At 48.7% G+C, this 22,640-nt stretch carries 18 protein-coding genes, 1 tRNA gene and 1 pseudogene; 14 read left to right on the forward strand and 6 right to left on the reverse strand.

The genetic code is table 11. The annotated features are described in order from the left end of the window. The first annotated feature begins 209 nt into the window (after window positions 1–209). Window positions 210–294, forward strand: a tRNA-Leu gene (locus ABLU80_RS24945). A gap of 163 nt (window positions 295–457) precedes the next feature. Next, on the forward strand, window positions 458–1,714 hold the full coding sequence (locus ABLU80_RS24950; protein WP_348850570.1) for an integrase arm-type DNA-binding domain-containing protein: 1,257 nt from the start codon (window positions 458–460) through the stop codon (window positions 1,712–1,714). A 48-nt stretch (window positions 1,715–1,762) separates the two neighbouring features. On the opposite strand, the gene ABLU80_RS24955 is transcribed toward ABLU80_RS24950, so the two are convergent. The 4 genes from ABLU80_RS24955 to ABLU80_RS24970 all read right to left on the reverse strand — a co-directional run bounded on the left by ABLU80_RS24955 (window position 1,763) and on the right by ABLU80_RS24970 (window position 6,519). Continuing rightward, entirely contained in the window at window positions 1,763–4,315 is a 2,553-nt protein-coding gene (locus ABLU80_RS24955) for an ATP-binding protein (RefSeq protein ID WP_348850571.1), read from the reverse strand. 646 nt (window positions 4,316–4,961) lie between these two features. Beyond that, on the reverse strand, window positions 4,962–5,525 hold the full coding sequence (locus ABLU80_RS24960) for a phage polarity suppression protein (RefSeq protein ID WP_348850572.1): 564 nt from the start codon (window positions 5,523–5,525) through the stop codon (window positions 4,962–4,964). Beyond that, complete coding sequence (locus ABLU80_RS24965; protein WP_163366387.1) at window positions 5,525–5,785, reverse strand: ogr/Delta-like zinc finger family protein; 261 nt, start codon at window positions 5,783–5,785, stop codon at window positions 5,525–5,527. Before ABLU80_RS24965 ends, ABLU80_RS24960 begins: the two co-directional genes overlap by 1 nt. Further along, the gene (locus ABLU80_RS24970) at window positions 5,782–6,519 is read right to left on the reverse strand and encodes a glycoprotein 3 (RefSeq protein WP_348850573.1); all 738 of its coding nucleotides are present in this window, start codon (window positions 6,517–6,519) and stop codon (window positions 5,782–5,784) included. Before ABLU80_RS24970 ends, ABLU80_RS24965 begins: the two co-directional genes overlap by 4 nt. A gap of 548 nt (window positions 6,520–7,067) precedes the next feature. Here ABLU80_RS24970 and ABLU80_RS24975 point away from each other — a divergent pair. The 8 genes and pseudogenes from ABLU80_RS24975 to ABLU80_RS25010 all read left to right on the forward strand — a co-directional run bounded on the left by ABLU80_RS24975 (window position 7,068) and on the right by ABLU80_RS25010 (window position 12,704). Then, window positions 7,068–7,334, forward strand: coding sequence for an AlpA family transcriptional regulator (locus ABLU80_RS24975; protein WP_032413985.1), 267 nt, complete (start codon window positions 7,068–7,070; stop codon window positions 7,332–7,334). A gap of 116 nt (window positions 7,335–7,450) precedes the next feature. Next, a pseudogene (locus ABLU80_RS24980) lies at window positions 7,451–7,663 on the forward strand (ash family protein); the annotation flags it as partial. A 24-nt stretch (window positions 7,664–7,687) separates the two neighbouring features. Beyond that, window positions 7,688–7,882: a host cell division inhibitor Icd-like protein gene (locus ABLU80_RS24985; protein ID WP_032433479.1), complete on the forward strand. Its 195-nt coding sequence runs from the start codon at window positions 7,688–7,690 to the stop codon at window positions 7,880–7,882. After that, window positions 7,879–8,106 carry a hypothetical protein gene (locus ABLU80_RS24990; RefSeq protein ID WP_348850574.1) on the forward strand — a complete coding sequence of 76 codons (228 nt, stop codon included), beginning with the start codon at window positions 7,879–7,881 and terminating at the stop codon, window positions 8,104–8,106. The genes ABLU80_RS24985 and ABLU80_RS24990 overlap by 4 nt, the downstream gene beginning before the upstream one ends. Continuing rightward, complete coding sequence (locus ABLU80_RS24995) at window positions 8,103–8,423, forward strand: DUF5375 domain-containing protein (RefSeq protein WP_004098169.1); 321 nt, start codon at window positions 8,103–8,105, stop codon at window positions 8,421–8,423. The genes ABLU80_RS24990 and ABLU80_RS24995 overlap by 4 nt, the downstream gene beginning before the upstream one ends. A gap of 13 nt (window positions 8,424–8,436) precedes the next feature. Then, complete coding sequence (locus tag ABLU80_RS25000) at window positions 8,437–10,770, forward strand: primase-helicase zinc-binding domain-containing protein (RefSeq protein ID WP_348850575.1); 2,334 nt, start codon at window positions 8,437–8,439, stop codon at window positions 10,768–10,770. Between the two features lie 768 nt (window positions 10,771–11,538). Continuing rightward, window positions 11,539–12,426 (forward strand): integrase arm-type DNA-binding domain-containing protein, encoded by an 888-nt coding sequence (locus ABLU80_RS25005; protein WP_020079757.1) that lies wholly within the window; start codon window positions 11,539–11,541, stop codon window positions 12,424–12,426. Between the two features lie 11 nt (window positions 12,427–12,437). Continuing rightward, window positions 12,438–12,704 carry a hypothetical protein gene (locus ABLU80_RS25010; protein ID WP_223848491.1) on the forward strand — a complete coding sequence of 89 codons (267 nt, stop codon included), beginning with the start codon at window positions 12,438–12,440 and terminating at the stop codon, window positions 12,702–12,704. A gap of 213 nt (window positions 12,705–12,917) precedes the next feature. Here ABLU80_RS25010 and ABLU80_RS25015 read toward each other — a convergent pair whose 3' ends face one another. Further along, entirely contained in the window at window positions 12,918–13,811 is an 894-nt protein-coding gene (locus ABLU80_RS25015; RefSeq protein ID WP_015704229.1) for a WYL domain-containing protein, read from the reverse strand. Window positions 13,812–13,986: 175 nt separating this feature from the next. Between ABLU80_RS25015 and ABLU80_RS25020 the strand changes: the two genes are divergently transcribed. The 4 genes from ABLU80_RS25020 to ABLU80_RS25035 are packed head-to-tail and all read left to right on the forward strand — an operon-like array spanning window position 13,987 to window position 21,859. Continuing rightward, entirely contained in the window at window positions 13,987–15,453 is a 1,467-nt protein-coding gene (locus ABLU80_RS25020; protein ID WP_032713589.1) for a hypothetical protein, read from the forward strand. 2 nt (window positions 15,454–15,455) lie between these two features. Next, window positions 15,456–16,352, forward strand: coding sequence for a hypothetical protein (locus ABLU80_RS25025; protein ID WP_015704231.1), 897 nt, complete (start codon window positions 15,456–15,458; stop codon window positions 16,350–16,352). Between the two features lie 2 nt (window positions 16,353–16,354). Beyond that, window positions 16,355–20,791, forward strand: coding sequence for a hypothetical protein (locus ABLU80_RS25030; RefSeq protein ID WP_348850576.1), 4,437 nt, complete (start codon window positions 16,355–16,357; stop codon window positions 20,789–20,791). A gap of 24 nt (window positions 20,792–20,815) precedes the next feature. After that, window positions 20,816–21,859: a Wadjet anti-phage system protein JetD domain-containing protein gene (locus ABLU80_RS25035; protein ID WP_348850577.1), complete on the forward strand. Its 1,044-nt coding sequence runs from the start codon at window positions 20,816–20,818 to the stop codon at window positions 21,857–21,859. Between the two features lie 432 nt (window positions 21,860–22,291). Here ABLU80_RS25035 and ABLU80_RS25040 read toward each other — a convergent pair whose 3' ends face one another. Next, entirely contained in the window at window positions 22,292–22,597 is a 306-nt protein-coding gene (locus ABLU80_RS25040) for a hypothetical protein (RefSeq protein WP_032713591.1), read from the reverse strand. Window positions 22,598–22,640 lie beyond the last annotated feature (43 nt).

The raw sequence follows: 22,640 nt of genomic DNA on the forward strand, positions 1-22,640 counted from the left end.
AATTGGGGCGGAATTGGTGATGTGTCGGTCGTAGGGGCAGGGAAGCGAAGATCAGGGATGCGCATTGATGGCTGAAAAATGTGACGCCGCACCGCTCGTTTGTGGGATTACGCTGTTTTTTTCAACACTTAGCACGACTGATGCACGCTGTCGCTTGCATGGCGGCTATCGACAGGTATAATCCAAAACGTTTTCCGTATCCCTTCAGTGCCGAAGTGGCGAAATCGGTAGACGCAGTTGATTCAAAATCAACCGTAGAAATACGTGCCGGTTCGAGTCCGGCCTTCGGCACCATTAGTACTTCCAAGACCATCCGAGAAAGTCCAATTATCCCTTAAAAATCAATGCTTGCAGCGATTTTTACGTCCTGAGTTGTCCGAGGTTGTCCGTTGAAATCCGGATGTCATTGGGGGCATAATTGGGGGCATCTTAACTTCGATTAGAAATGTGCCCCCAAATGAAGCTCAACGCCAGACAGGTCGAGACCGCAAAGCCAAAAGACAAAACCTACAAAATGGCCGATGGCGGCGGTTTGTATCTCGAGGTTTCGGCCAAGGGTTCTAAATACTGGCGCATGAAATACCGACGCCCCTCTGACAAAAAAGAAGATCGCCTCGCTTTTGGTGTTTGGCCAACTGTGACGCTTGCTCAGGCAAGAGCAAAGCGCGACGAAGCTAAAAAGCTGCTAGTGCGGGGCATTGACCCTAAAGCCGAGCAGAAAGAGGCTCAGGCCGAGAACTCGGGTGCATATACTTTCGAAACTATCGCTCGTGAGTGGCATGCCAGTAACAAGCGCTGGAGTGAAGACCATCGATCGCGCGTTCTTCGCTATCTTGAGCTTTATATCTTCCCTCATATCGGTTCGTCCGACATTCGCCAGCTCAAAACCAGTCACCTGTTAGCCCCGATTAAAAAAGTTGATGCCAGTGGTAAACACGATGTTGCTCAGCGCCTGCAACAACGGGTCACGGCCATAATGCGTTACGCCGTACAGAACGATTACATCGACTCTAATCCAGCCAGTGATATGGCAGGTGCGTTATCGACAACCAAAGCGCGGCACTATCCCGCTTTATCTTCTAGTCAGTTTCCTGAGTTTCTTGCACGTCTTGCTGCATATCGTGGCCGTGTAATGACACGGATAGCGGTCGAGCTTTCCTTACTAACTTTTGTACGTTCTAGTGAATTACGCTTCGCGCGCTGGGATGAGTTCGACCTCGATAAATCTCTTTGGCGTATACCGGCAAAGCGAGAAGAAATTAAAGGCGTGCGTTACTCATACCGGGGTATGAAGATGAAAGAGGAGCATATCGTTCCTCTCAGTCGACAGGCGATGATTTTGTTAGAGCAGCTTAAGCAGATTAGTGGTGATAAAGAGCTGCTGTTCCCGGGGGATCATGATGCAACTAAGGTCATGAGTGAAAACACGTTAAATAGCGCATTGCGTGCGATGGGCTATGACACGAAAACCGAAGTTTGCGGACATGGATTTAGGACGATGGCGCGTGGTGCTATGGGGGAGTCAGGGTTATGGAGCGATGACGCGATAGAACGCCAGTTGAGTCACTCAGAGCGCAACAATGTACGTGCGGCGTATATTCATACATCTGAGCATTTGGATGAACGACGATTGATGGTTCAGTGGTGGGCTGATTACCTTGACATAAATAGACTTAGACCAGTAACTCCGTTTGATTTTGCTAAATTATCATAGTCAAAAGCATTGCAACGATTTTTTAACATTTCGCTGCAATGCTATTTGTTACTTAGAGGTAATTTTAGAATATTTTGTCACAGATCTTATTATTTCAGTTCCGTCAACTAACCCAATAGTTTCGTAGTCTTCGCTCTCTTCAAATTCCCCCCAAGTTTCTTTAATCAAACCTTCTAACTTTTCTACATAGCTAACCCTAGGAATGTTAAATTTTTCAATTAATTTCTCAAATGTGAATTCGTCGTTGAAATAATAGCTGATTTTTGAATTGATGATTATTATATTATTTACGAGAATTAAGTCATCTTCGAAATCTGATCTTCTTACGCCATCATCGTCATCGTAATCTATAGAGCCATTATGAAAGAGAATTTCATCTGAAACAACCAGCATCTTTTTAATCTCTTTTAACGAACATCTGCTATGACTGTCTAACCAAACATTTAGATCATCATTTGGCAAGAGAACGTGAAGTTTAAGTAAAAATTGAATCGAGAGCATTGGTTCTGAATTGACAATTTCTTTAGCCCAATCAACCCAGCTTTCAAGAGGATAGTTTGGTAATGCATCATTTCTCTCTGCTTTTCCATTATTTTCAAACGATAAGCATAAACCATCGAGGCCATAAATTTTTCCTGCGCGAGCACCTTTGAAAGATACAATTAAAGGTGAGCATTCATTAATACGGTAATAAGAATGATTAGTGATTCTTACACGTCCGACAGTACGCCCATCAATCTTTAATGGATAAAGTTTTTGATCTGTGTTTTGATTGTTTACTCTTATAAGTAGATCTTTGTCAGATATTGTCAGCCAATCATTTGCGGATATTATTCTTTCACTTTTTTCTTTAGTGATAAGATGCAAGTCTATTTCACTAGCAGGAAATATCCACATTATTAGTTTTTTGAATTCGTTATGTATTTCCTCTTCGTTAATTATTTCCTCTTCGCTAAATATATCTTCTTTCTTTTTTATTAATAAATCATTTAGAGTTTCATCTTCAATGCGAAGTGAGATAGTAGTTCCATGTTTTTTTAGTTCTTCTTGGTTATTTGGTTTTGAAATAAAAGGTCTTTCTTCAAGGCCGTTAGGAAAAGTTAATTTCCAATGAGAATTGGATTCATCAGATTTCAGCTTATATCGGTGTGTTATGATTTTTACATAGTTAGATATCATGAATGCTGAGTAAAAACCAATTCCAAATTGACCAATGGAACTAAAACCAGTCTGCGCAAGTTTTGGGTGTTCATACCTTACAGCATCATGGTTCCATAATGATTTACCAAAATCGAGAAGGATATCAGATAACACATATCTACTCATTCCCAAGCCATTATCAGTTATATTTAACATCCAACTCTTGTTATCAATTTTATTTAGTTGGATGGTTATATGACCTTCAAAACTTTCAAGGTAGCCAAGGTTTCGAGCTGCGATGATAGCGTCAAACCCATTTTGGATTAATTCTCTTAAAGCTACGTATTTATTTTCCCCATATAGCGCTTTCCCTCCTAATGTTGAAATTAGCCTTGGGAGATTGCTCACATGAACTGAAATATCTTCAGGTTCCCAATTATTTGCTAGTACGTATTTTGAAAAAGATTTTGGTGATTCTGCACCTAATACTGATTTAGCTGCTAAAGGAGGGCGACCTGATTCGATTAAAAAATTATTAGCATCTTTAAGTTCTCTATTGATCATTCGAGCTGTATCGAATGCTAACCACCATGCGTTACGTTCATCCTCATTAAATGAGGAACCCGATGATATTCTTAGGTTTTCTCCATCAACCAATTTAGCTCTACCAAGTTTGTTTTGGAAATGCCAATGATCCCTAGAAAGACCTTGCGGGGTAAGAATATTGTAAGCATAGGTAGGTGCTCTCCTCGAATCTATATGCGATGCATCAGTAGTACGCAGGATAAATGCAATTTTGAGAGGGTCGACTTCCCAATTTGTACTTTTGAAGAATGCAGGGGGGTTAATTATTCTGCCTGAGAAATTGTCATTGACTTTTTTTGCTGACCAATGATGACTTTCAGCTATTTCCCCAATTATTTCTGAGTAATAGTCTCTAATCTCTTCATCAGCTATAAGAAAGTAATAGTTCTGATTTGTTTCAGATTTCCAAGATTGTTGAATTAAACTTCTTGCTTGTTTTGCATGTAATTGCCTAACAATTTCAAATAAAGCCATCTTTTCTGATTCAGAATTTTTTTCTGGTTCAATATTGTTGTATTTTAGTGAGATAAGATCTTTCCATTCATCTCTCTCTTTTAAAGCAGTGAAACCACCATTGTATGCTGCACTTACATGAGCTGCATCGTGTAACAGGAATGCCCCCCCCAAAATATATGATTCAATGGGGTTTAAATAAGGCCTTTCACCTATTATTTGATCGGCTACTTCCCAAAGTGAATCTATGTGAGATATATCATGGATGGTTAGTCCAGGGATTTCAAATTCAATATTTTTTACTAAAGGCTCAACTTTTCTTCTAAAGTCAAAATAGCTATTCCTCAATCTTGCAATATCTTCATTGTCGGCCAAACCTAAAGTAAATTGCCAAAGGTTGGATTTTTCAAAAGCATTTATCATATGAGCTCCTTTCTAATGCAAATAATTTCTATTTGGTTCTTTTCGCTGAGAAGAAATGGATTCGCCATTTGTACTTTTTTGTTGGCTTTTCGAGCTTATAACATATGTTTGTTTTTATTACTAAATAAATCACTTGAATGTTTGCGCGCAATGCTCTCTCCGCTTCGTGGGTCTGTTTTCATGCAGGTGCATGGCGAGGCAATGGATGCCACAGACTCGAATACGTCAGGGAATAGCTGCTTTAGAAGCGACGTAATGAACGACGGAATGACTGATTTCCCTTATCCTCCGGGCGACCTTTTCCTGCACATCTCCTGACCGCCCCAGAGACTCGCCACGCCCTCAAACATCTCTGCACCACCCACCGACACCCCTGCGAATCCGCGCAGCGCAATGACGCGCTCAGGCCGCGAAATTAAATATAATTAAATAAATACTTTACCGCTGGCGCGCAATGCTCTCCCCGCCACGCCTGCCCGCTTAAGGGACTACTTTTAATGCAGGTGCAAAGGTGGCCTCAGGCTGCGCCGCGGCTGGCGCTGGCAGGGAATGCTGGAGCAGGAAAACGCATGCAAAACCATGCACCTTATGGATGCATGGCTTAATTCGGGAAAAATGACGGGATTTACGGGGATTTTTTGACAGGCTACTGCGCGGCCAGTTCGGTGCGTCGGCGGGCGTAAATCATGTTCTGTGCAGGGGTGAATGTTTCACGATTATCATCCCGAGACGGCGCGTCAGGCCTGTATCCGATGGCCGTTAAAATGTCGTTATCCTGTGCAGAATAATTAATGTCATTTCCTGCGGCCAGCCAGATGGAAAGGGCTTCACGGAGATATGTCATCGAACGGTCAAGTGCGCGGTTTTTTATCATCGCGGGCTGGTTCTTAACCTCCATCAGTTCTGGTGCCAGTGCGGCGGCCAGTTCTGCGCCATTCTGCTGCATAAAATCATGAAGCCGGTTACGAATGCTGATGCATTGTACTTCCTCATGTGAGCGGATATAGCGACCGGCGGCCTGATTAATCTCCCATTTTTTTATATCGATGAGCTCACGCAGCGTCTGTAAGCGGCGGGAACCCGTTGCGTCGTCCAGCAATAAATCCCGATATTCCAGCTCTGCAGCGGCCAGTTCAGCTTTACGATTCATCCACGCTGCTTTGTTCGTCTGACAGGCTTCAAACGCATTTTGTAAGGTCAGGGTAGTCATTATCGTCTCTCCTGATTATGGCTGAATGGCGAGCTGTAACACCCTTTCACTTTGCGGGTGGTTCTGGTTTTCGACGGAGCGGGTTCGGCCTTCTTCTCTTCCGCAGGGGAGCAGATAATCTCAAAAATGGATTCATGCGTTTTGAACGTCGTTGAGCAATACACATTCTGGCACTGCAGATAGCTTTCTTTTACGTTCTCAGACATATATTTACTGGTCCGGACGTGGGCGGCCTGACCACAATTAGGGCAGCGCATCATGACAGTAACCCCCTTGCTTTCAGGCTGGCTTCACGCGCCCTCATTTTTTCCTGCCAGACCTTACGCCGAACGGGCGTGGCCGCAACATCATGCTCCATATGCGGCAGCGTGGAGGCCGACAGCCCTGTTTTAAACAGCACCGGCTCATTGGTCAGACGGATACTGTAGCCCTTCACGGCCTGTTCAAGCCACGCTTTCACCTGCTGCATCACAACCTTTTCCGGTTCGATATATCCCTCGTGCCCGGTCGTATTAGCAAGCGGATTATTAAGGACCAGTATATTGAGTTTCATTGCCCTGACCAGCACACTACAGGTGTCACGCAGGGCAGCATTTAGTTCATGCTCTGCGTACTGGCTGAGGACGCAGTGATGTGCCTGACGATACGTTCTGGCCGTCCGGTCGCAGGCTCCCTTAAGGTTGTCCAGCTCAAAAGACAGCACCTCAGCCATATTGTCACATTCCTGCACCAGTTCCCGACATGCCACGCGCTCCAGATGGCGTTGTTTCAGCTCGTCGGTAATAACTGCACCTCCGGCACGAAAGGCAGTACGCCATGCACCGGAATCATTGCCGTTTTCCTGCTCCAGTTCGTTTTTTTGTACTTTTACCTGGCTGATGGCCGCCGTGGTTTCATCCATACGACTGGCACTGGCAAGATGCGCTGACCGGGCAACCTCAAGGCGTTCCATCGCGGGTTTCAGGTAGTCGGGAATGGCGGTGGTATCGGTCATGTCGGGTCTCCTCTTCGTTTCAATCTGAGGAGATTCTGCCGCGCCAGACACAACAACACGATTCATTGCCGTTGTGGCAAAAATGACACAAATGGCATTTAAAACCGGGCTCGCCAGAGAAAGGTCTCAGGAAAGCCTTATTCACTGTTTGTTTTTTTACTATTAACTATTCACTACTATTCACCAAAAGAAAAAAGACAAGTAATACAGTAAGATAAGTAGTGAACAGTTGAGGGTATAACTGTTCACCGACTGTTCACTACTGTTCACCCTCCTGTTTTTCAGCCAGTGAGTTACTTAGAAATTTATAGATTAAAAAAATAAAAATATATAACTAAAAGTAATCATCGGTTTGCCAAAGAATTATCAAGGATTGCCAACAATTGTCAGAGATTGCCACTGTTTGCCATTCACTTGTTAACGGTTTGTTGTGTGAGATTTCGCAGCAAAATGACTTGTTGCCCTGAGGGAAAATATTCACAAAATAGAGAGCTACCCGAAGCCGGACGGACACGACCGGCACTGTATGGACTTTGTGAGGTAGCCCGATGCACACCGCTTTTTCTTCCCCGTCTTCTGCCCCTGCCGCGCCGCTGATGCCGGTTTCTGATGCCGTTCAGGAGCGCTTTATTCGCCTGCCCGAAGTGATGCATCTGTGCGGGCTGTCCCGCTCCACGATTTACGACCTCATCAGCCGGGAGGCTTTCCCGAAACAAATCTCCCTCGGCGGAAAAAACGTGGCGTGGGCGCAGTCGGAAATCACCACATGGATGGCTGACCGTATCGCCGAACGCAACCGGGGTTATGACGCATGATGATGCCCGTTCTGCAAAAAGCCCCTTTTTCTGGCTTGCTTCCCTTCGCCGTTTCCAGGTATAGTTTTATCGCTGTCGCAAAATCGGCAGCCGGGCGTAGGAACCCGTGTTTAACTATGGCGACACCAGACGCGCCTTGCGTCTTTTTTTGTGTCTGTGCCTTGATGCACCCATTCAATACACAGTGGCCTTTTCGCCATTGTGGGTATCGCGTAATGGTGGCTCAGGCGGGGCAGCCTTCGGGCTGGCCGGTTCTCATAGTTACCGGTATTCCTACCCCCGTCTGGGCTACCACCCATGAGCGTAGGAACTCCGGTGGTGGCTGTAACCAGCTAACTATGGAGGTTGCCCCTATGGCTACGATCCTCACCCCGTCACACCCGCAGTTTGTCTTTGTGTTTGCCGCCGTTCGTCGCGCAGACCGTCAGCCCCGTATCTGTATGCTCCGCGCCGTCGCCGGTGATGAACACGCCGCACGCCTTTCCCTCGTTCGCGATTACGTCCTCTCGTTTGCCGGGCGTCTGCCGGTGGCGGAGGTGCGCGCATGAAACAGCCCGCCATCACCGTGAAAGACCTCGAATGCCTGGAGCTCCTGCGTAACGTCGGCCAGTTCGTCGGCGAGCTGATGCAGGTGCAGGACTGTACTTCCCTGCGTCGTGACCCGACTCAGCAGTTGCAGCTCACCTCCGTGATTTACCTCATGACCGCCCAGCTCGACGGCGTGGTCGAGCGCTGCAACCACCGCTGGTTCACCGGGGAGGGCAACGTATGAAAACGCCTCTGCCGCCTGTATTGCGTGCCGCCCTGTATCGCCGTGCCGTGGCCTGTGCCTGGCTGACCCTGTGCGAACGTCAGCACCGCTATCCCCACCTCACCCTCGACGCGCTGGAAAGCGCCATCGCCGCCGAGCTGGAGGGCTTCTACCTGCGCCAGCACGGCGAGGAAAAAGGCCGTCTGATTGCCTGTGCGCTGCTGGAAGATTTGATGGAGGCCGGGCCGCTGAAAGCCGCCCCGTCGCTGTCCTTCCTCGGGCTCGCCGTGATGGATGAGCTCTGCGCCCGCCATATCACATCGCCTGTACTGCACTGAGGGAGAAAAAACCATGAAAATGAACGTAACGGACACCGTAAAACAGGCGTGCGGCCACTGGCCGCGCATTCTCCCGGCGCTGGGAATGAAGGTGATAAAAAACCGCCATCAGGCCTGCCCGGTGTGCGGCGGCGCTGACCGGTTCCGCTTTGACGATAAAGAGGGGCGCGGCACATGGTTCTGTAACCAGTGCGGCGCCGGTGACGGCCTGAAACTGGTTGAGAAGGTGTTCGGCGTATCGGCATCCGAGGCTGCCGGGAAGGTGAACGCCGTCACCGGCCACCTGCCCCCGGTGGCCCCGGAGGTGATGGCGGTCGCAGACGCCGGAACGGAGGCCGACCGCAAAGCGGCGGCCGCGCTGGCCGTAAAACTCATGGAGAAAACGCGCCCGGCCACCGGCAACGCCTACCTGACCCGCAAGGGCTTTGCCGGTCGTGAGTGTCTGACGCTGACCACGTCGCACAAAACCGGCGGCGTGGCCTACCGCGCCGGTGATGTGGTGGTGCCGCTGTATGACGGGACCGGCGCGCTGGTTAACCTCCAGCTTATTAATGCTGAGGGGCTCAAGCGCACCCTGAAGGGCGGGCAGGTCAAAGGGGCATGCCATCTCATCGACGGGCAGAAACAGGCCGGGAAACGCCTGTGGATAGCGGAGGGTTATGCGACCGCGCTTACCGTGCATCACCTGACCGGAGAAACCGTCATGGTGGCGCTGTCGTCCGTGAACCTCCTTTCTCTGGCGAGCCTGGCCCGCTGCAAGCACCCGGCCTGTCAGATTATCCTCGCCGCCGACCGTGACCTTAACGGCGACGGCCAGAGTAAAGCCGCAGTGGCCGCTGGAGCGTGTGAAGGCGTTGTTGCCCTGCCGCCGGTGTTCGGTGACTGGAATGATGCGTTTATGCATAAAGGTGAAGATGCCACCCGGAAAGCCATTTATGACACCATCCGGCCACCGGCGCAAAGTCCGTTCGACACCATGAGCGAGGCGGAATTTACTGCCATGAGCGCCAGCGACAAGGCTTTGCGGGTGCATGAGCATTACGGCGAAGCGCTGGCGGTGGATGCGAACGGCCAGCTCCTGTCCCGCTATGAAAACGGCATCTGGAAAAATATCCCTGCCGCCACTTTTTCACGGAATGTGGCTGATTTATTCCAGCGTCTGCGCGCGCCGTTCTCATCCGGGAAAATCGCCTCGGTGGTGGAGACCCTGAAACTGATTATTCCACAGCAGGATACACCGGCACGTCGTCTGATTGGCTTTCGCAACGGGGTACTCGATACCCAAAGCGGCCTGTTCAGCCCGCACAGTAAATCACACTGGCTGCGCACGCTGTGCGACGTGGATTTCACCCCACCGGTGGACGGGGAAACGCTGGAGACTCACGCACCAAACTTCTGGCGCTGGCTCGACCGGGCGGCCGGCAAAAATCCGGTAAAACGCGACGTGATTCTGGCCGCGCTGTTTATGGTACTGGCGAACCGCTACGACTGGCAGCTCTTTCTCGAAGTCACCGGTCCCGGCGGGAGCGGCAAAAGTATTCTGGCCGAAATCGCGACCCTGCTCGCCGGGGAAGATAATGCCACGTCAGCCGATATCGACACGCTGGAAGACCCGCGCAAGCGTGCCTCCCTGATTGGCTTCTCGCTAATCCGTCTGCCAGACCAGGAAAAATGGAGCGGTGACGGCGCAGGGCTTAAGGCCATCACCGGCGGCGATGCGGTCTCGGTTGACCCGAAATATCAGAACCCGTACTCAACACATATTCCGGCAGTGATTCTGGCCGTGAACAACAACCCGATGCGCTTCACCGACCGCAGCGGCGGTGTGTCACGTCGCCGGGTGATTATTCACTTCCCGGAACAGATTGCCCCGGAGGAACGCGACCCGCAGCTCAGGGATAAAATTGCGCGCGAGCTGGCCGTCATCGTGCGCCAGCTTATGCAGAAATTCAGCGACCCTATGACCGCGCGCGCACTGCTCCAGTCGCAGCAGAACTCCGACGAGGCGCTCAGCATTAAGCGCGATGCAGACCCGACGTTTGATTTTTGTGGCTATCTGGAAATGCTCCCGCAGACCAACGGGATGTTTATGGGGAATGCCAGCATCATCCCGCGTAATTACCGTAAATATCTTTATCACGCGTATCTGGCGTATATGGAGGCTAACGGGTACAGGAACGTGCTCAGCCTGAAAATGTTCGGGCTGGGGCTACCCATGATGCTGAAAGAGTACGGCCTGAATTATGAGAAGCGGCACACAAAGCAGGGGATACAAACCAATTTGTCGCTGAAAGAGGAAAGCTACGGCGACTGGCTGCCGAAGTGCGACGACCCCGCAGCAACATAACCTCACTCAGACCGGCAACAGCCGGTCTTTTCCTTTCTGGCCATTGCCACAAGGTGAACAATCCACTGTTCACCCTTCACCATATATTCACCCTGTATCACCATGAAATTATTGATAAAAAACCAGAGGTGAACAGTGTGAACAATAAAACCTGAAAAAACTTTTTATCACCCTGCGCATCCCCTGACCGGGCGCATCCAGAACGAGCAAAAATCACAAAGGTGAAGAGTTGACTGTTCACTCTTCACCAACTCATCACCATTTATCGCCATGATATTAAAAAGAAAAGTGAAGAGGTGAACAGTGTGAACAGTTATATGGAAAAAAAGAATTTTACTGATGTTCAATATTACCTCCGGTTAGGATCCGTATATCGGAACCTAACCGATGGGGGAAATAACAATTTCCTTTTTAATACCAATCAGTTGTGAACTTAAGGGGCTTAAAAAGCCATGGGGGCACAAAAGGGGGCACATGAACATGCGCTCTTGTTTATTTCCTTTGTTTTCAATTTACTAGGTTGTGTTTTGAGTCCGGCCTTCGCACCAAGTGATGCAATAATTAGCTACCTAAGGGTGGCTTTTTTTGTGTCCATTTCCGTCCAAATTCGTCCATATCCTTCTGTAATTAAAAGATAATTTATTTTTCGGTAATAACCATTTTTATTTTGCGGTCTTTCCGTGTTGGTCATTTTTCATCCATTGACATCCACACGATTTGGGGGCAAAAAAGGGGGCAAACCCGGTTCGATAGAGGAGTGACCCCCAAATGGCGCTTACAGATCTCGCAATCCGGCATGCCAGGCCGCTTGGCAAGGCATACAGGCTCTCTGACTGTCACGGTCTTTACATTCAGGTTAACCCCAGCGGATCCAAACTGTGGTATCTGAAATTTCGCTTTGGAAACAAAGAGAACCGTATGGCATTAGGCCCTTATCCGCTTATTTCTCTCGCACTGGCAAGAGAGAAGCAAGCGGATATAAGAAGGCTTATTTTAGAAGGCATTAATCCGGCGGAAAAACGCAGAGAGGAAAAGCGGGGTGGAGAGCCCCTTTATACGTTCGAGTCCGTGGCGCGCGAATGGGTCTCCAGCAACGTGAACTGGTCGGCAGAACATAAGAAGCGGGTGCTGCGTTATTTCGAACTTTACGTCTTTCCCACGAACGGCAGTTGTGACATCACTAAGATGAAGGTCAAAGACTTGCTGGTACCTATCAAAGAGGTGGAGAAAGCAGGCAAACTGGATGTTGCTTCCCGGCTTCAGCAGCGCACTGCCTGCGTGATGCGCTACGCCGTCCAGAACGGCATTATCGATCATAACCCCGCATCGGATTTAACCGGCGCTGTCTCCACGCCCAAAGTACGTCACCACCCTGCATTGGATCTGAATCTTATCCCTGATTTCCTGGAAAGAGTCGACGACTTCAAAGGCCGTCAACTGACTCAACTGGCGGTAAAGCTGGCGCTGTTGCTGTTTATTCGCTCCAGCGAACTGCGCTTTGCCCGCTGGGATGAAATTGACCTGCATAACGCCATGTGGACCATTCCCGCCGAGCGAGAACCGATCCCCGGAGTTAAGTACTCTGCGCGCGGTGCAGCAGTTCGATGGCCTGTAGCGCGCTGGTGGAGTCAGGCCTGTGGTCAAGCGACGCGGTAGAGCGCCGGGAGATGATGCAGTGGTGGGCGGATTATCTGGATGCAAACCGGTTCAGGCATGTGGTGCCGTATGGCTTCAAAAAATCGCCGGGAGGTGCACTTGACCATATGAGTTTCCAGGAGCGCAATGACCGACAACTGGAGGAGCTAAAAGCCCGGATACTGGCCGACTCGGAATGGCTGACAGCATCTGAGCTATCGGCGAAAGCGGGTTTCCGTTCTGCCGATCCTGAGGCAGGCCCGAAAGGTTCGAAAGCCGCCGGGATACTTACAGTTTAACCCCGGGTAGTAGTTGAAACAGTAAAAAACGTCCCTGTTTCATGGCTAATTAACCGCTAAATTCTGGCCATAGAGGAGAGCTGGGGGATTTAACTGAATCAGAAATTAATAAATCATTATTTATAGGTGGAAGGCGTTTTATATTCCTGCATCATATCTCTGATACAGGAACAGTTACCGTAAATGGCTATAAATTATTAGTAAACAGAATGTCTATTTTTCACCTGCATGGCGGTACTTATGAATAGGCTCACCTGTTTGGGCGTGCACAGCTAGAACAGGGTAGACAAAGGGGCCGTGGCTGCTGGCGTCAGTAGCTTGTGCATATTCATCATCTGTTTTCGGCAGATTGTTTTCAGGACATAAATAAAAAATCATTGGTGCACGAATGCTGAATTCAGATGGTTCAAGTATGTAATCCCGCTTAATTACCTCTTGTTGCGCTTTGTTTAGTGTTGGATTGGCGATAAAACGCACGGGGATTACGACCTCCCACGCGGTATCTTTGCGCGGAGGGGGAGGGGCAGGAATAATCAGTTCCGGCGAGTCCAGAAATCGCGCCAAAACAAAGTCCTTAAACGCCGAACTACCCCAGTCATAGGCTCGCACATGCTGGCGCCCGTTAACGGTAATAATTACCGTTGGGCTTAGTGTACGGGATATGCCTTCCGGGTTTTCCATTGACGCATAAGTCACTTTTACTTGTCCGTTCTGTTCGATTGCTGACAAAAAAATTGCCAGCGTGCGGCTATGTACTGCGCGATGGATGAGCGGAATTTCCTGCGCGTGGGCCGCTTGTGGCGGTTGAAATTCTACCGTCGCACGCCAGACCAGATCGTTGTCTCCAAGCAAAACAGGCGAAAACGTCATACTGGGGAAATACCCTTTTCGGCCGGCTCCCTTCTCAATAGCGTTGCCTGGAGCGACCTCCATATAGGTTCTTACATCAGTACGAGCTTGTTGCGCCGAGACGCCAAACTCTTCAGCAATCATGCGCGAAGTGACTTTTCGTTCCCACAGTAGCTGGCGTTCAATATAGCGCAAGCGCAACCATTGTGCGTGGCTGAGGGGGGATTTGTGTTTATCAAGAAACATTGAGTAGTACATATCAGTTTTATTCTTATTTGCAGGTTAATCAATTGCGGTTTGATATACGGACTAAGTATAGAAGGCGAATGTCATCAAAACAAATAACATTGTTATCAAAGAAAATCAAGCAAAGTTTCTTTGCTTAATTGGGCGAGGAGTACTATAGTGACTTCCGTCTCGGAGGGAGAATGTTATGTCACTAGGGTTTTTGGAGCAGGCTCGTAATGAATCTATGGCACGCCGCGAGCTGACGATTCAATCTCACGCGTTGCTTGTAGTTCGGACGCTGGATTCAATATACAGCGCCCTACAGCGCAATCCGTTTGATGGCTTCAAGCTTGATGTACTGGCGGCAATTATGTATCTCTTTGACGCCATGCTTTATTATGCTGACCGCGAGCGCCAGCCTGGTATGACGCGTAAAGAAGCCGAGCTATGTCTGGTTGGGCATCTCAATGAAGCCTATCCGGGGCAAGAAGCGTCCGACTACGCGCAAGTTGCCAGCAAGATTTTTGCGGCGATCAAAGACCCTTTCCGTCTCAGTTATTACGACTTCTCGCAACGAACGCATTCCGAAGAGCAGATAGTCCGTCTGGTACGCTATGATCAGCTATCCGGCTCAGATGATATTCTCTGGTCGCTGACTGATGAAGGAATGCTTTTCTATACCCTCCGTTTGGATGAAACGCCGATAGAACGCGCTGCGATTCTGGCCTGGCGCACGCTTAAAACCATCCGTCGCGGTGAGATCGACAAGGCAGTACACCAGATCCAATCAACGCAGCGGCAACTGGAGCAATATCTCATTGGGATGCGGATGAAAGTACGTGCTGCCCAGTCTGGTGATTTGAGCGCATCTTATGCACACGATATCCGTCCCGTACTCAATGATTCCTTTGATAAAACCCGCGAGGTTTTGGAACATATCCAGAACTCAATGTCGGCCATTACCGAAATGCTGGTTGAAGGAAGTTCGAAATTAAATCCCGACAAATTAAATAAGCTACGTAAGGCACAAGAGATTTTTGCTGAGGTCTGCGCTTTTACGCAGCGCTATCAAGACTGCTTACTTGATGTTAACAAAGATTTTGAGCGAGCTCGTCTGAAACTCATTATTCCCAGAGATAATACCCTTTTCCGGGAAACGCTGGAAAAAGGTGTACTCAAGCCCTTGCTGTCTCATTCCCCTGAAACTGTCGAAAAGGAAATCGATGGTCTCACCGCACGCCTGTTGGCTCCCCGAAGACAGGATGATGATCGGCACATTCTGTTTGATCCTGAAGCGCTGCTGAACCTCTATCTCGATAGATTTGAACAGGCGCTTCCACATGAGATACAGGACCCCACCGAGCAGCCTGTAGCTATTGAAACCAACCTGCGAAATATCCCTGAATCCGTCATTAAAAAATGCAGCGATTGGGTTAGTGACCGATTGAAGAATTGGGGGCATGTGAGCTTTAGAGATGTTTTCGACGCCTATGAGTGCGAAGAATTATCTGAACAAGAACAACAGGTTTGTTTACTTCATATTGGCAGCCTGGCAGCTAACAGCGATCCCGCAATAGAAGTAGAGATAGACGACGCTATCGAAACAACGCTCTGGCGGGCTGACAATATCAAACTGTTAAAGGTCGCTCCCTTACACCCCTTTGAGGAGTAGTTATGTACGACAACACGCATCAACAAGCTAAACGCTACGCCGAGATTGCCACGCAGGCAATTATGAATTCACTGGGATATAAGATGGGAGACGAGCTGATTCAACGTGCGCTTGATCTGCAAGGTGATGCCCTGTTCGCAGAGATTATCCGTGGCGTGGCGACAGGTATGAAATTGCGGTACCTCGGGATTCATGAGACCTACGGGGTATTACTGGCTGCAGATGGCCGAGGTCCGTTTTCCCCATCTTTGGGTTGGCTGAACAAACGCTTGCTACCTGAAACAATGGCTGAGCAACAGGGTAAGGAACGGAAAGAACAGCGCCTGTTTGCAGGCTTAACACTGATTGCGTTGTTGGCTGATTTGTTTCCAACTCCAGACACCGTTCGTGTCGAGTTCGGTCAGAGTAATGCCATTAATGCCGCCTCGGTGGTAGCCAGGCTCAATAATGTTGCCGACCAGGTGATTGCCCAGCGCAAGGCCGAGGGGGACGATACCGTAGATGGCCTACTTATGACGGCCAGGTTTGTGCAGGAAGAACGTATTCCCCGTATTCACGACGAAAAGGTGGGGCGTGTCTCGAGTATTCGCTCGCAAACTGAAATGGCAACGCGCTGGATACAACTGCTGCAGGAGGAAGGCTTTCTGGCCGAAGACAGCAGTCTGTCGGGAGAGTCCGACTGGTATCCGACCCAAAAACTCAAACATTATCTGCGCCATACTGGCATTGAAGAGACGGTGCGTTTTGTCATGAGTATCAGTCCAGCCGTAGAAGAACGGTCGTCCGATTTAGCTGAAAGCGATATTGCAGCATTAGCAGATACCCTGGAGTTTCCTTCGCTCAATGAACGTCCAGTTACAACTGGAACCACAGAAACGCAACGCTTGACGGAGATTTAAGCATGTGGCTGATTAAACGGGTTTATATGGATGGCGCAGGCCATGAAGAAGCTTTCTACAAGGACCTCACACTGGACTATATTGGCCTGTCTCAAGCGGTTGGTAGCCCTGTTGTTGAAGGCCTGCGCTCGCCCGTCAGAAATGCGAAGGTGGTGACCAGTACTTATCAGCAGCTTGTAAATGGGGGCGGTAAGTCAACCTACATCGCGCTGCTGTTATCGATTTTTGAGCCGTCCGTTAGTGACTTCACCCAATATCTGGCAAATCATCGCCAGAGTGAATACCACTACCGCAATTACTTCTATAAAGAACTCTCTGTTGTTTTGGTTGAGATGGTCAATGAATCAGGACAAACGTTATTACTGGGACATGCTCATCAGCGTAATGGAGATGATGTTGACCGCACACTGTTTATTTGTGATGCGCCCGACTCCCTGATGGGCGCGCCGTTTGATGAAGTCCCTTCTTATTCCCGCGCGGAACGCAATTCTGAGCTGCGCCCCTATGCTAATAGCCTGCGCAGTTTTGATAGCTGGCTTAGTCTCAAGGCCAGTAGTGAAGGCGGCATGCATTGGCGTAAAACCACCAGACAGAACGAGTGGCGCGCATTTTTACTGGAACAACAAATTAACGTTGATCTTATCAAAACAATGGTGACCTTCAACTCCGAAGAAGGTGGCCTGACCCGTTTTATCGAATACAAAACTGAACATGATTTCCTTGGCGCGTTTTTCGCCTGCACCATGTCTAAAGATGCGGCTGAGCGGCTGCGGGAACTAGTAGCGCATGAAGTTGAACGTCAGGGAGAGTTAGAGGGGATCCGTCGTAACGAGTCCTTCCTGAAGGATGTGCTGGCTAACTGGCTGGCGTTTCTTGAGCCGGCTAAACAGCTGGAAAGCATCCAGGCGCAGCAGCAACTGCTGGATGATGGCTTCCGGGAAGCAATGCGCGATCTCGCAGCCTTTGTCGGGGATGCTCAGGTTGAACAGACGCAGCTTGAAGATAACATGGAGAGTTTGCAAACGCATATTGGTCAGGCGATGTCTCTGCGTGAGCAGTTAGGTAAGCGCAGAGCTCTGCTTGAATATGATTTCGTGCAGTATCAGTTCGACAAGCAAAAAGCGATAGTCGATGCGCTTCAAGACGAAGCCGATACCAATCAGCGCCAGATTGAGATTACTCAAGCTGCTATAGACTACAAAGCCTATGCTAAGGCCCTGAATGAGTACCGCCAGGCAGATGAAGATCTGAAGGTATTCCAAAGTGAAACGGAAAGGCCGCTACAGGTGATTTTCGAGCGTACTGCTGGCGAAGCCTTGGGCACATTAGAGTGGGCAATCGACAGACATCGCCAGCAGGAGGCTACGCTTGAGGAAGAATTAGGGCAGATGGATAGGGAAAGCAATACCCTTAAACAATCATACGACGAACTACAAAAGATGCTGGGTGGCCTGGAGGCGGATCGTGAGAGATATAAAAGAGACAAACGGCAGGGCGAATCGCAACGGGGCCAACTATGTGAAGCTGGGTTGATCCAGAAGGATGAAACACCAGTAGCAGCCCAATACCGACTGGAATTAACCTTACGCAATGCACAGCAGAGTGAAGAGCTGGCTCATACAATTCTTCATCAGAAAGAGCAGGCGCTGGAAGCACAGCTGAATGTTGTGCGGGAGGCATCAATTGAGAAAAGTGAGGCCCAGCAAAAACTCATTCTGGCTGAACAAAAACACCAGTCAGCTGTGGATAGTGCTTTAGTTTTAGCAAAAATCTATCAAAAACTGCCAACGTCAATGCAACATGATCTAGATATTGAAGACACGAGTTGGCACAGCGAGCTGTGTGGATTGCAGCTCGACAAGGTATTGAATGCGAACTCTCACACGCTGAATGGAATGAAAGAGCGTTTACTGCAAGCCCGGCACGAACTGGACGAGTTAAGGACGACGGGACATGAACTGGTCGCAAAGCAGGTCAATGAGGCACTTGAAGCGTTTTATGCGGCGGGTATTGCACGGGATAAGCTCTGGACATTTCCACACTATTTGGCCTCTGTTTACAACGATGATGCACAAAAGATTGCAGCGGTGATCGATCAAAACCCTGGCCGCTACCTGAGCCTGGTCGCACTCGACAATGTAACGTTTGAACAGGTCCATAAAATTAGTGAGATCTTGCCCTGGAAGAAGGCACCTATTGCTATTTACCTGCTGGATGAAGCACAAGATCTCCGCCGAGAAACGTCTGAATTAGTACAGGTCGTCCTCTCAAACCACGATAAGCACGGATATAGCCAGGCCGCTTACGAAGCCCGGCTGCAAGACCTGGAAAATATCGTAGCGTCGCAGGAAGTCAGTGTGAAGGCTGCGAAGAGCACCCTTGATGTACTGGAATCTTTCAGGAATGACTGGCGTCTGCATTACGAACAGTATGGTAAGTATTGGGTGGGATTGCTTGACCAACGAGAGCAGGCTCTCTTAATACTGGAAAATGCTGATGCAGCACTTAAGCAAGCTGAGCATGATGAGCAAACACTGCGTGACGAGAAGACAGATGCCCAGGTGAGGTTAAACAACGCCCAACAGCAGAAAATTCGGGCAGAAAAAGCACATGATAAACTGAGTCTTTTTGTAGAAACAGAATGGGCGAAGCGTGAAACGGCGATAATGAAACTGGAGCAGTTAGTTGCACAGATTCAACGAAGCAAGGACACTATTTGCACCCAGAGAGAGAGACTGGAACGGCTGAACGAAATCGAGAAGAACAAGCTCTCCGAGAAAACCCTTTTAAATATCCAGATGGGCAACTGGAGTAATCTGTGTAACGAGCCGTTCTATTCAGAGATTACGGCGACTGAAGGTATGGTAGGACGAAGCCCCGAAGATGCCCATGAGATGGCAGCTCAGGCGCACAAAAAATTGCTCGAAGCAGCCAACGGTGATCAAGTGACCGCTCTCAAGCAACAACTGAAAGATGCTGAACAGGCACAACGTTCTGCCTCTGAGCGTTTGACCGCTCACCCCACCTACAATACATATCCGGACGAGGTAAAAGCGGCGGCCATCAATGAGCTAACAGTCATTAATAACCGCATCGTACGCCTCAACGAACAGCAGAAGCAATTCACGCAAAATCTAATTAATTCTCAGGTAACTCTGCAAAATTTTTCCCAAAGCTGTGAGGAGGCTAGTAAAGCAATTGACGAGGATTTTGTCTGGGAAGAGAAGCCCATTGATATAGAGACAATCCAAACGTCTCTGGCTGAAATCGTCAACAGCCTCCATGAAATTGAATACCAGCTAAAACTTCACCTGGAGCAAAAGAAGCTGCAGTTGCAAAAGATTGAAAATGTGAAAGAACGGCTACAGAACGCCAAAACAGCTCAAGCGATGATCCAGCACATTACGCCGAGCTCTGCCGCGGGTTTACCTGGTAGGATCCTGAGCATTACAGAATATGCTCAGGATCTGGCTACACAATGCCAAATGTATGCAGGTCTAAATGAAACGCTAAAACAGCAAAATATACGCGTCTCTACGGTCTGGGGAAAATTCCGCAAACGGATCGAAGAAGAGTTGGCCAAGGATCCAGACGCCCAAGCCAGTCAGGAATACTTACGGCAGTTGGACTCAATCGCAACTTATCATGAAGTGCTGGGCGATTTGGACAGGGTCGGTACAGGGATCACGCAGGTATTCGAAGCTGTGCAGGATAGCCTGGAACAATTCCAGCGTTCGATTGATCTGACAGTCACCCATCTGACTGCTCATCTGGAGGGGGCTATTAAACTTCTCAAGCGCGCGATGTCGGTCAAAATTCCTGAGGATTGCCCCGTACTGCCTGGTCGGCCCATTATCAAAATGACGGACCGGCTGAATGATGTTGCCGCTGATCTCAGGGGTTTTGCCAGCAGCCGCTTGCAGCAGTGGATAGCCAAGGGACAGATACCCCGAGCGCCCAATCGGGACGCCTTGACAGCTGATTTGGTTCAGTCGGTATTTGGCGAAGGGGAGCTGGAGGTGCGTTTGCTGAAGACGAATGCCAGCCGTCCACAATGGACTCCTGTCACCCGACTTGAAGGTTCGGGTGGACAGCGCCTTACATCTGCCTTTTTACTGTTTGTGACGGTTGGTAAAGTACGAGAGTACGATACGGGTATTTCAAGTGCAGGATTCTTGTTAGCCGATAACCCGCTGGGTAAATCGAATGCCGATGATCTAATGCGAATTCAAACCCAAATGGCCAAAGCCTATAAAATCCAGCTCATCTACCTGACTGGTATTTCGGATGAAAATGCCCAATCAATGTTTGATAATCATCTCTTCCTGAATAAAGTTCAAAAACTGAGGCGGCGCGATTTGGTCACCGTTGATAAAGAACGCCATGCCCTGTGGGCGGCTTCTCTGGCTGCTAAGCCACTGTTCGATCCCGTCATTTAAGGCTGATATGAGATGAGTAGCGTAATGATCTGGCTATCCCGACTGGAGTCGACAGCCACTAAACATCGTCTTGCCGTTGGTAAGGCCGCCCGTACAGTGAAAGCTAATGCGGTGCTGGATGAGGTATTACGCGCACACAATCAAGAGGCCTTGAGCCAGGAGGCGCCTGATTTGCTGAGTCAGGCTGTTACGCTATTGCTTGAGGGGGACTGGCGGGCTCAGCCTAAGCACAAAGCGAGTTGGCAGCGCTACTGGCGGGGTATGAGCCTGCCAAGTACTTTTGTTTACGAAGGTGCCATCGTTCCTACGAAGACAACATCAGAAATAGCCTGGCATCCTTGGTTGGCTCGACGTATTACAGGACAACTGACCCAGCCAATCAAGGTACGCTTACAACAGCTGAATACATATCTTTTTCGCCAAACCGAGGGCGAAAAGTCACTATTCCCGGGCTTGCTTGGGCATCGTGAGCGGTCTCTGCTTATATTTGGTGACGAAAAAGCGCTGGACTCCTTGCCACCTGATGGCTGGAAGCATGTCGCTCTGACTTTGGCTGATATGGGCGCGTTTCGACGTGCACCGCCTTTACCGTATGAGTCATCATGTTGCCATGATCTTCCGGCTATCATTGTTGAAAACTCTGATGTGTATTATCGACTATGTCAACTTAATCGAGTTCAGACTCGCTGGTCACTGGTCATTTACGGCGCAGGTAACAAAGTGTCCGGCCAGGCGGAATGCGTGTCACAACTCCTTGAGGTCGAACAGGTAAAACAGCTACTTTATTTTGGCGATCTGGATGTAGCGGGCTTAAAAATCGCCCATCAGTTGCGGTGTAAGCTGCTTAGTGATTACGGTATCAGCTTACATTTGGATGAATGGCTTTATAATGAACTGATCTTAAATGGTCTAATGACGCCAGAAGGGAACGCCAACAACGAACGGTTTGATTTTGAATTGCAGTGTAGGTGGATGCCACAGTTTGTTTTACGAGAAATGAAGACTCTTCTGGCGATCCATCGGCGTCTACCTCAAGAAGGCGTGGCTTCTTTAGGTTTAGTCATATAGTTCGAATCCTAACGTGTTTGTTTGGTAAAAATGGCATGTCCGTATTTGCCTACTATTTCGCTAATGATTGTTTCGAGATCCGCGGTAAAGCATCCATGGATTATGTTATTGAGTCATATACTAACTTCAACGCGCATATTGATATGGTGAACTGAACTTCGTCATATCGATTTCATACCATATTACAAACTCGTATAGTTAAATCGCATAAATATCACCGAGTTAATTCTTTGTATTGCGCCGTATTGATGATGGAAACTCCGCAAGTCAATCAATGATATATTATTCTGGTTATTATATTGTTGCGCGTGGAAATATGAGGCGGTGGTATGTGATTTAAATCGGTGAGTTGGGGAAGATAGAAAATATGGGGCAGTGATGGAGGGAGCGTTTGGGTGGGTTTTACAAATGACCACCCAGCGGTAAAGATGACTATTTATTATCAGTATTCAGTGAGTTTTTTATAGTGATATATTTCATTGCAGCCAATAAGTAGGAGGCTTTGAATGTCACATCCTGATAGTCTTTAGCAGCCAAGCTTTCATTTTCTTCAAACCGCTCAACAAATGCTGCGACTTCTTTGGGGCCAATACGGCTGGTATTATCTTTTCCATTTCGAACAAATAGTTTTTGTTCTTCAACATAGAGAGTAAAAGGTACATTCCTTGACTCGGTGAAAAGCTCAACTGGTTGGGAAAAAGACTCCAACATTAAATGGTAAAAATCTTTATAAATCATGATTGCTACTCCCTCGCTGTTTTAACGCTCAATAAACACATGG

Origin of the sequence: Klebsiella sp. CN_Kp104 (assembly GCF_040064515.1) — a bacterium.
Lineage (GTDB): Bacteria > Pseudomonadota > Gammaproteobacteria > Enterobacterales > Enterobacteriaceae > Klebsiella > Klebsiella aerogenes.

Excerpts from the sequence above, each read along its gene's own strand:
- ABLU80_RS24950 (WP_348850570.1), top strand. The coding sequence starts at position 458 with ATGAAGCTCAACGCCAGACAGGTCGAGACCGCAAAGCCAAAAGACAAA.
- ABLU80_RS24955 (WP_348850571.1), bottom strand. The coding sequence starts at position 4,315 with ATGATAAATGCTTTTGAAAAATCCAACCTTTGGCAATTTACTTTAGGT.
- ABLU80_RS24960 (WP_348850572.1), bottom strand. The coding sequence starts at position 5,525 with ATGACTACCCTGACCTTACAAAATGCGTTTGAAGCCTGTCAGACGAAC.
- ABLU80_RS24965 (WP_163366387.1), bottom strand. The coding sequence starts at position 5,785 with ATGATGCGCTGCCCTAATTGTGGTCAGGCCGCCCACGTCCGGACCAGT.
- ABLU80_RS24970 (WP_348850573.1), bottom strand. The coding sequence starts at position 6,519 with ATGACCGATACCACCGCCATTCCCGACTACCTGAAACCCGCGATGGAA.
- ABLU80_RS24975 (WP_032413985.1), top strand. The coding sequence starts at position 7,068 with ATGCACACCGCTTTTTCTTCCCCGTCTTCTGCCCCTGCCGCGCCGCTG.
- ABLU80_RS24985 (WP_032433479.1), top strand. The coding sequence starts at position 7,688 with ATGGCTACGATCCTCACCCCGTCACACCCGCAGTTTGTCTTTGTGTTT.
- ABLU80_RS24990 (WP_348850574.1), top strand. The coding sequence starts at position 7,879 with ATGAAACAGCCCGCCATCACCGTGAAAGACCTCGAATGCCTGGAGCTC.
- ABLU80_RS24995 (WP_004098169.1), top strand. The coding sequence starts at position 8,103 with ATGAAAACGCCTCTGCCGCCTGTATTGCGTGCCGCCCTGTATCGCCGT.
- ABLU80_RS25000 (WP_348850575.1), top strand. The coding sequence starts at position 8,437 with ATGAAAATGAACGTAACGGACACCGTAAAACAGGCGTGCGGCCACTGG.
- ABLU80_RS25005 (WP_020079757.1), top strand. The coding sequence starts at position 11,539 with ATGGCGCTTACAGATCTCGCAATCCGGCATGCCAGGCCGCTTGGCAAG.
- ABLU80_RS25010 (WP_223848491.1), top strand. The coding sequence starts at position 12,438 with ATGATGCAGTGGTGGGCGGATTATCTGGATGCAAACCGGTTCAGGCAT.
- ABLU80_RS25015 (WP_015704229.1), bottom strand. The coding sequence starts at position 13,811 with ATGTACTACTCAATGTTTCTTGATAAACACAAATCCCCCCTCAGCCAC.
- ABLU80_RS25020 (WP_032713589.1), top strand. The coding sequence starts at position 13,987 with ATGTCACTAGGGTTTTTGGAGCAGGCTCGTAATGAATCTATGGCACGC.
- ABLU80_RS25025 (WP_015704231.1), top strand. The coding sequence starts at position 15,456 with ATGTACGACAACACGCATCAACAAGCTAAACGCTACGCCGAGATTGCC.
- ABLU80_RS25030 (WP_348850576.1), top strand. The coding sequence starts at position 16,355 with ATGTGGCTGATTAAACGGGTTTATATGGATGGCGCAGGCCATGAAGAA.
- ABLU80_RS25035 (WP_348850577.1), top strand. The coding sequence starts at position 20,816 with ATGATCTGGCTATCCCGACTGGAGTCGACAGCCACTAAACATCGTCTT.
- ABLU80_RS25040 (WP_032713591.1), bottom strand. The coding sequence starts at position 22,597 with ATGATTTATAAAGATTTTTACCATTTAATGTTGGAGTCTTTTTCCCAA.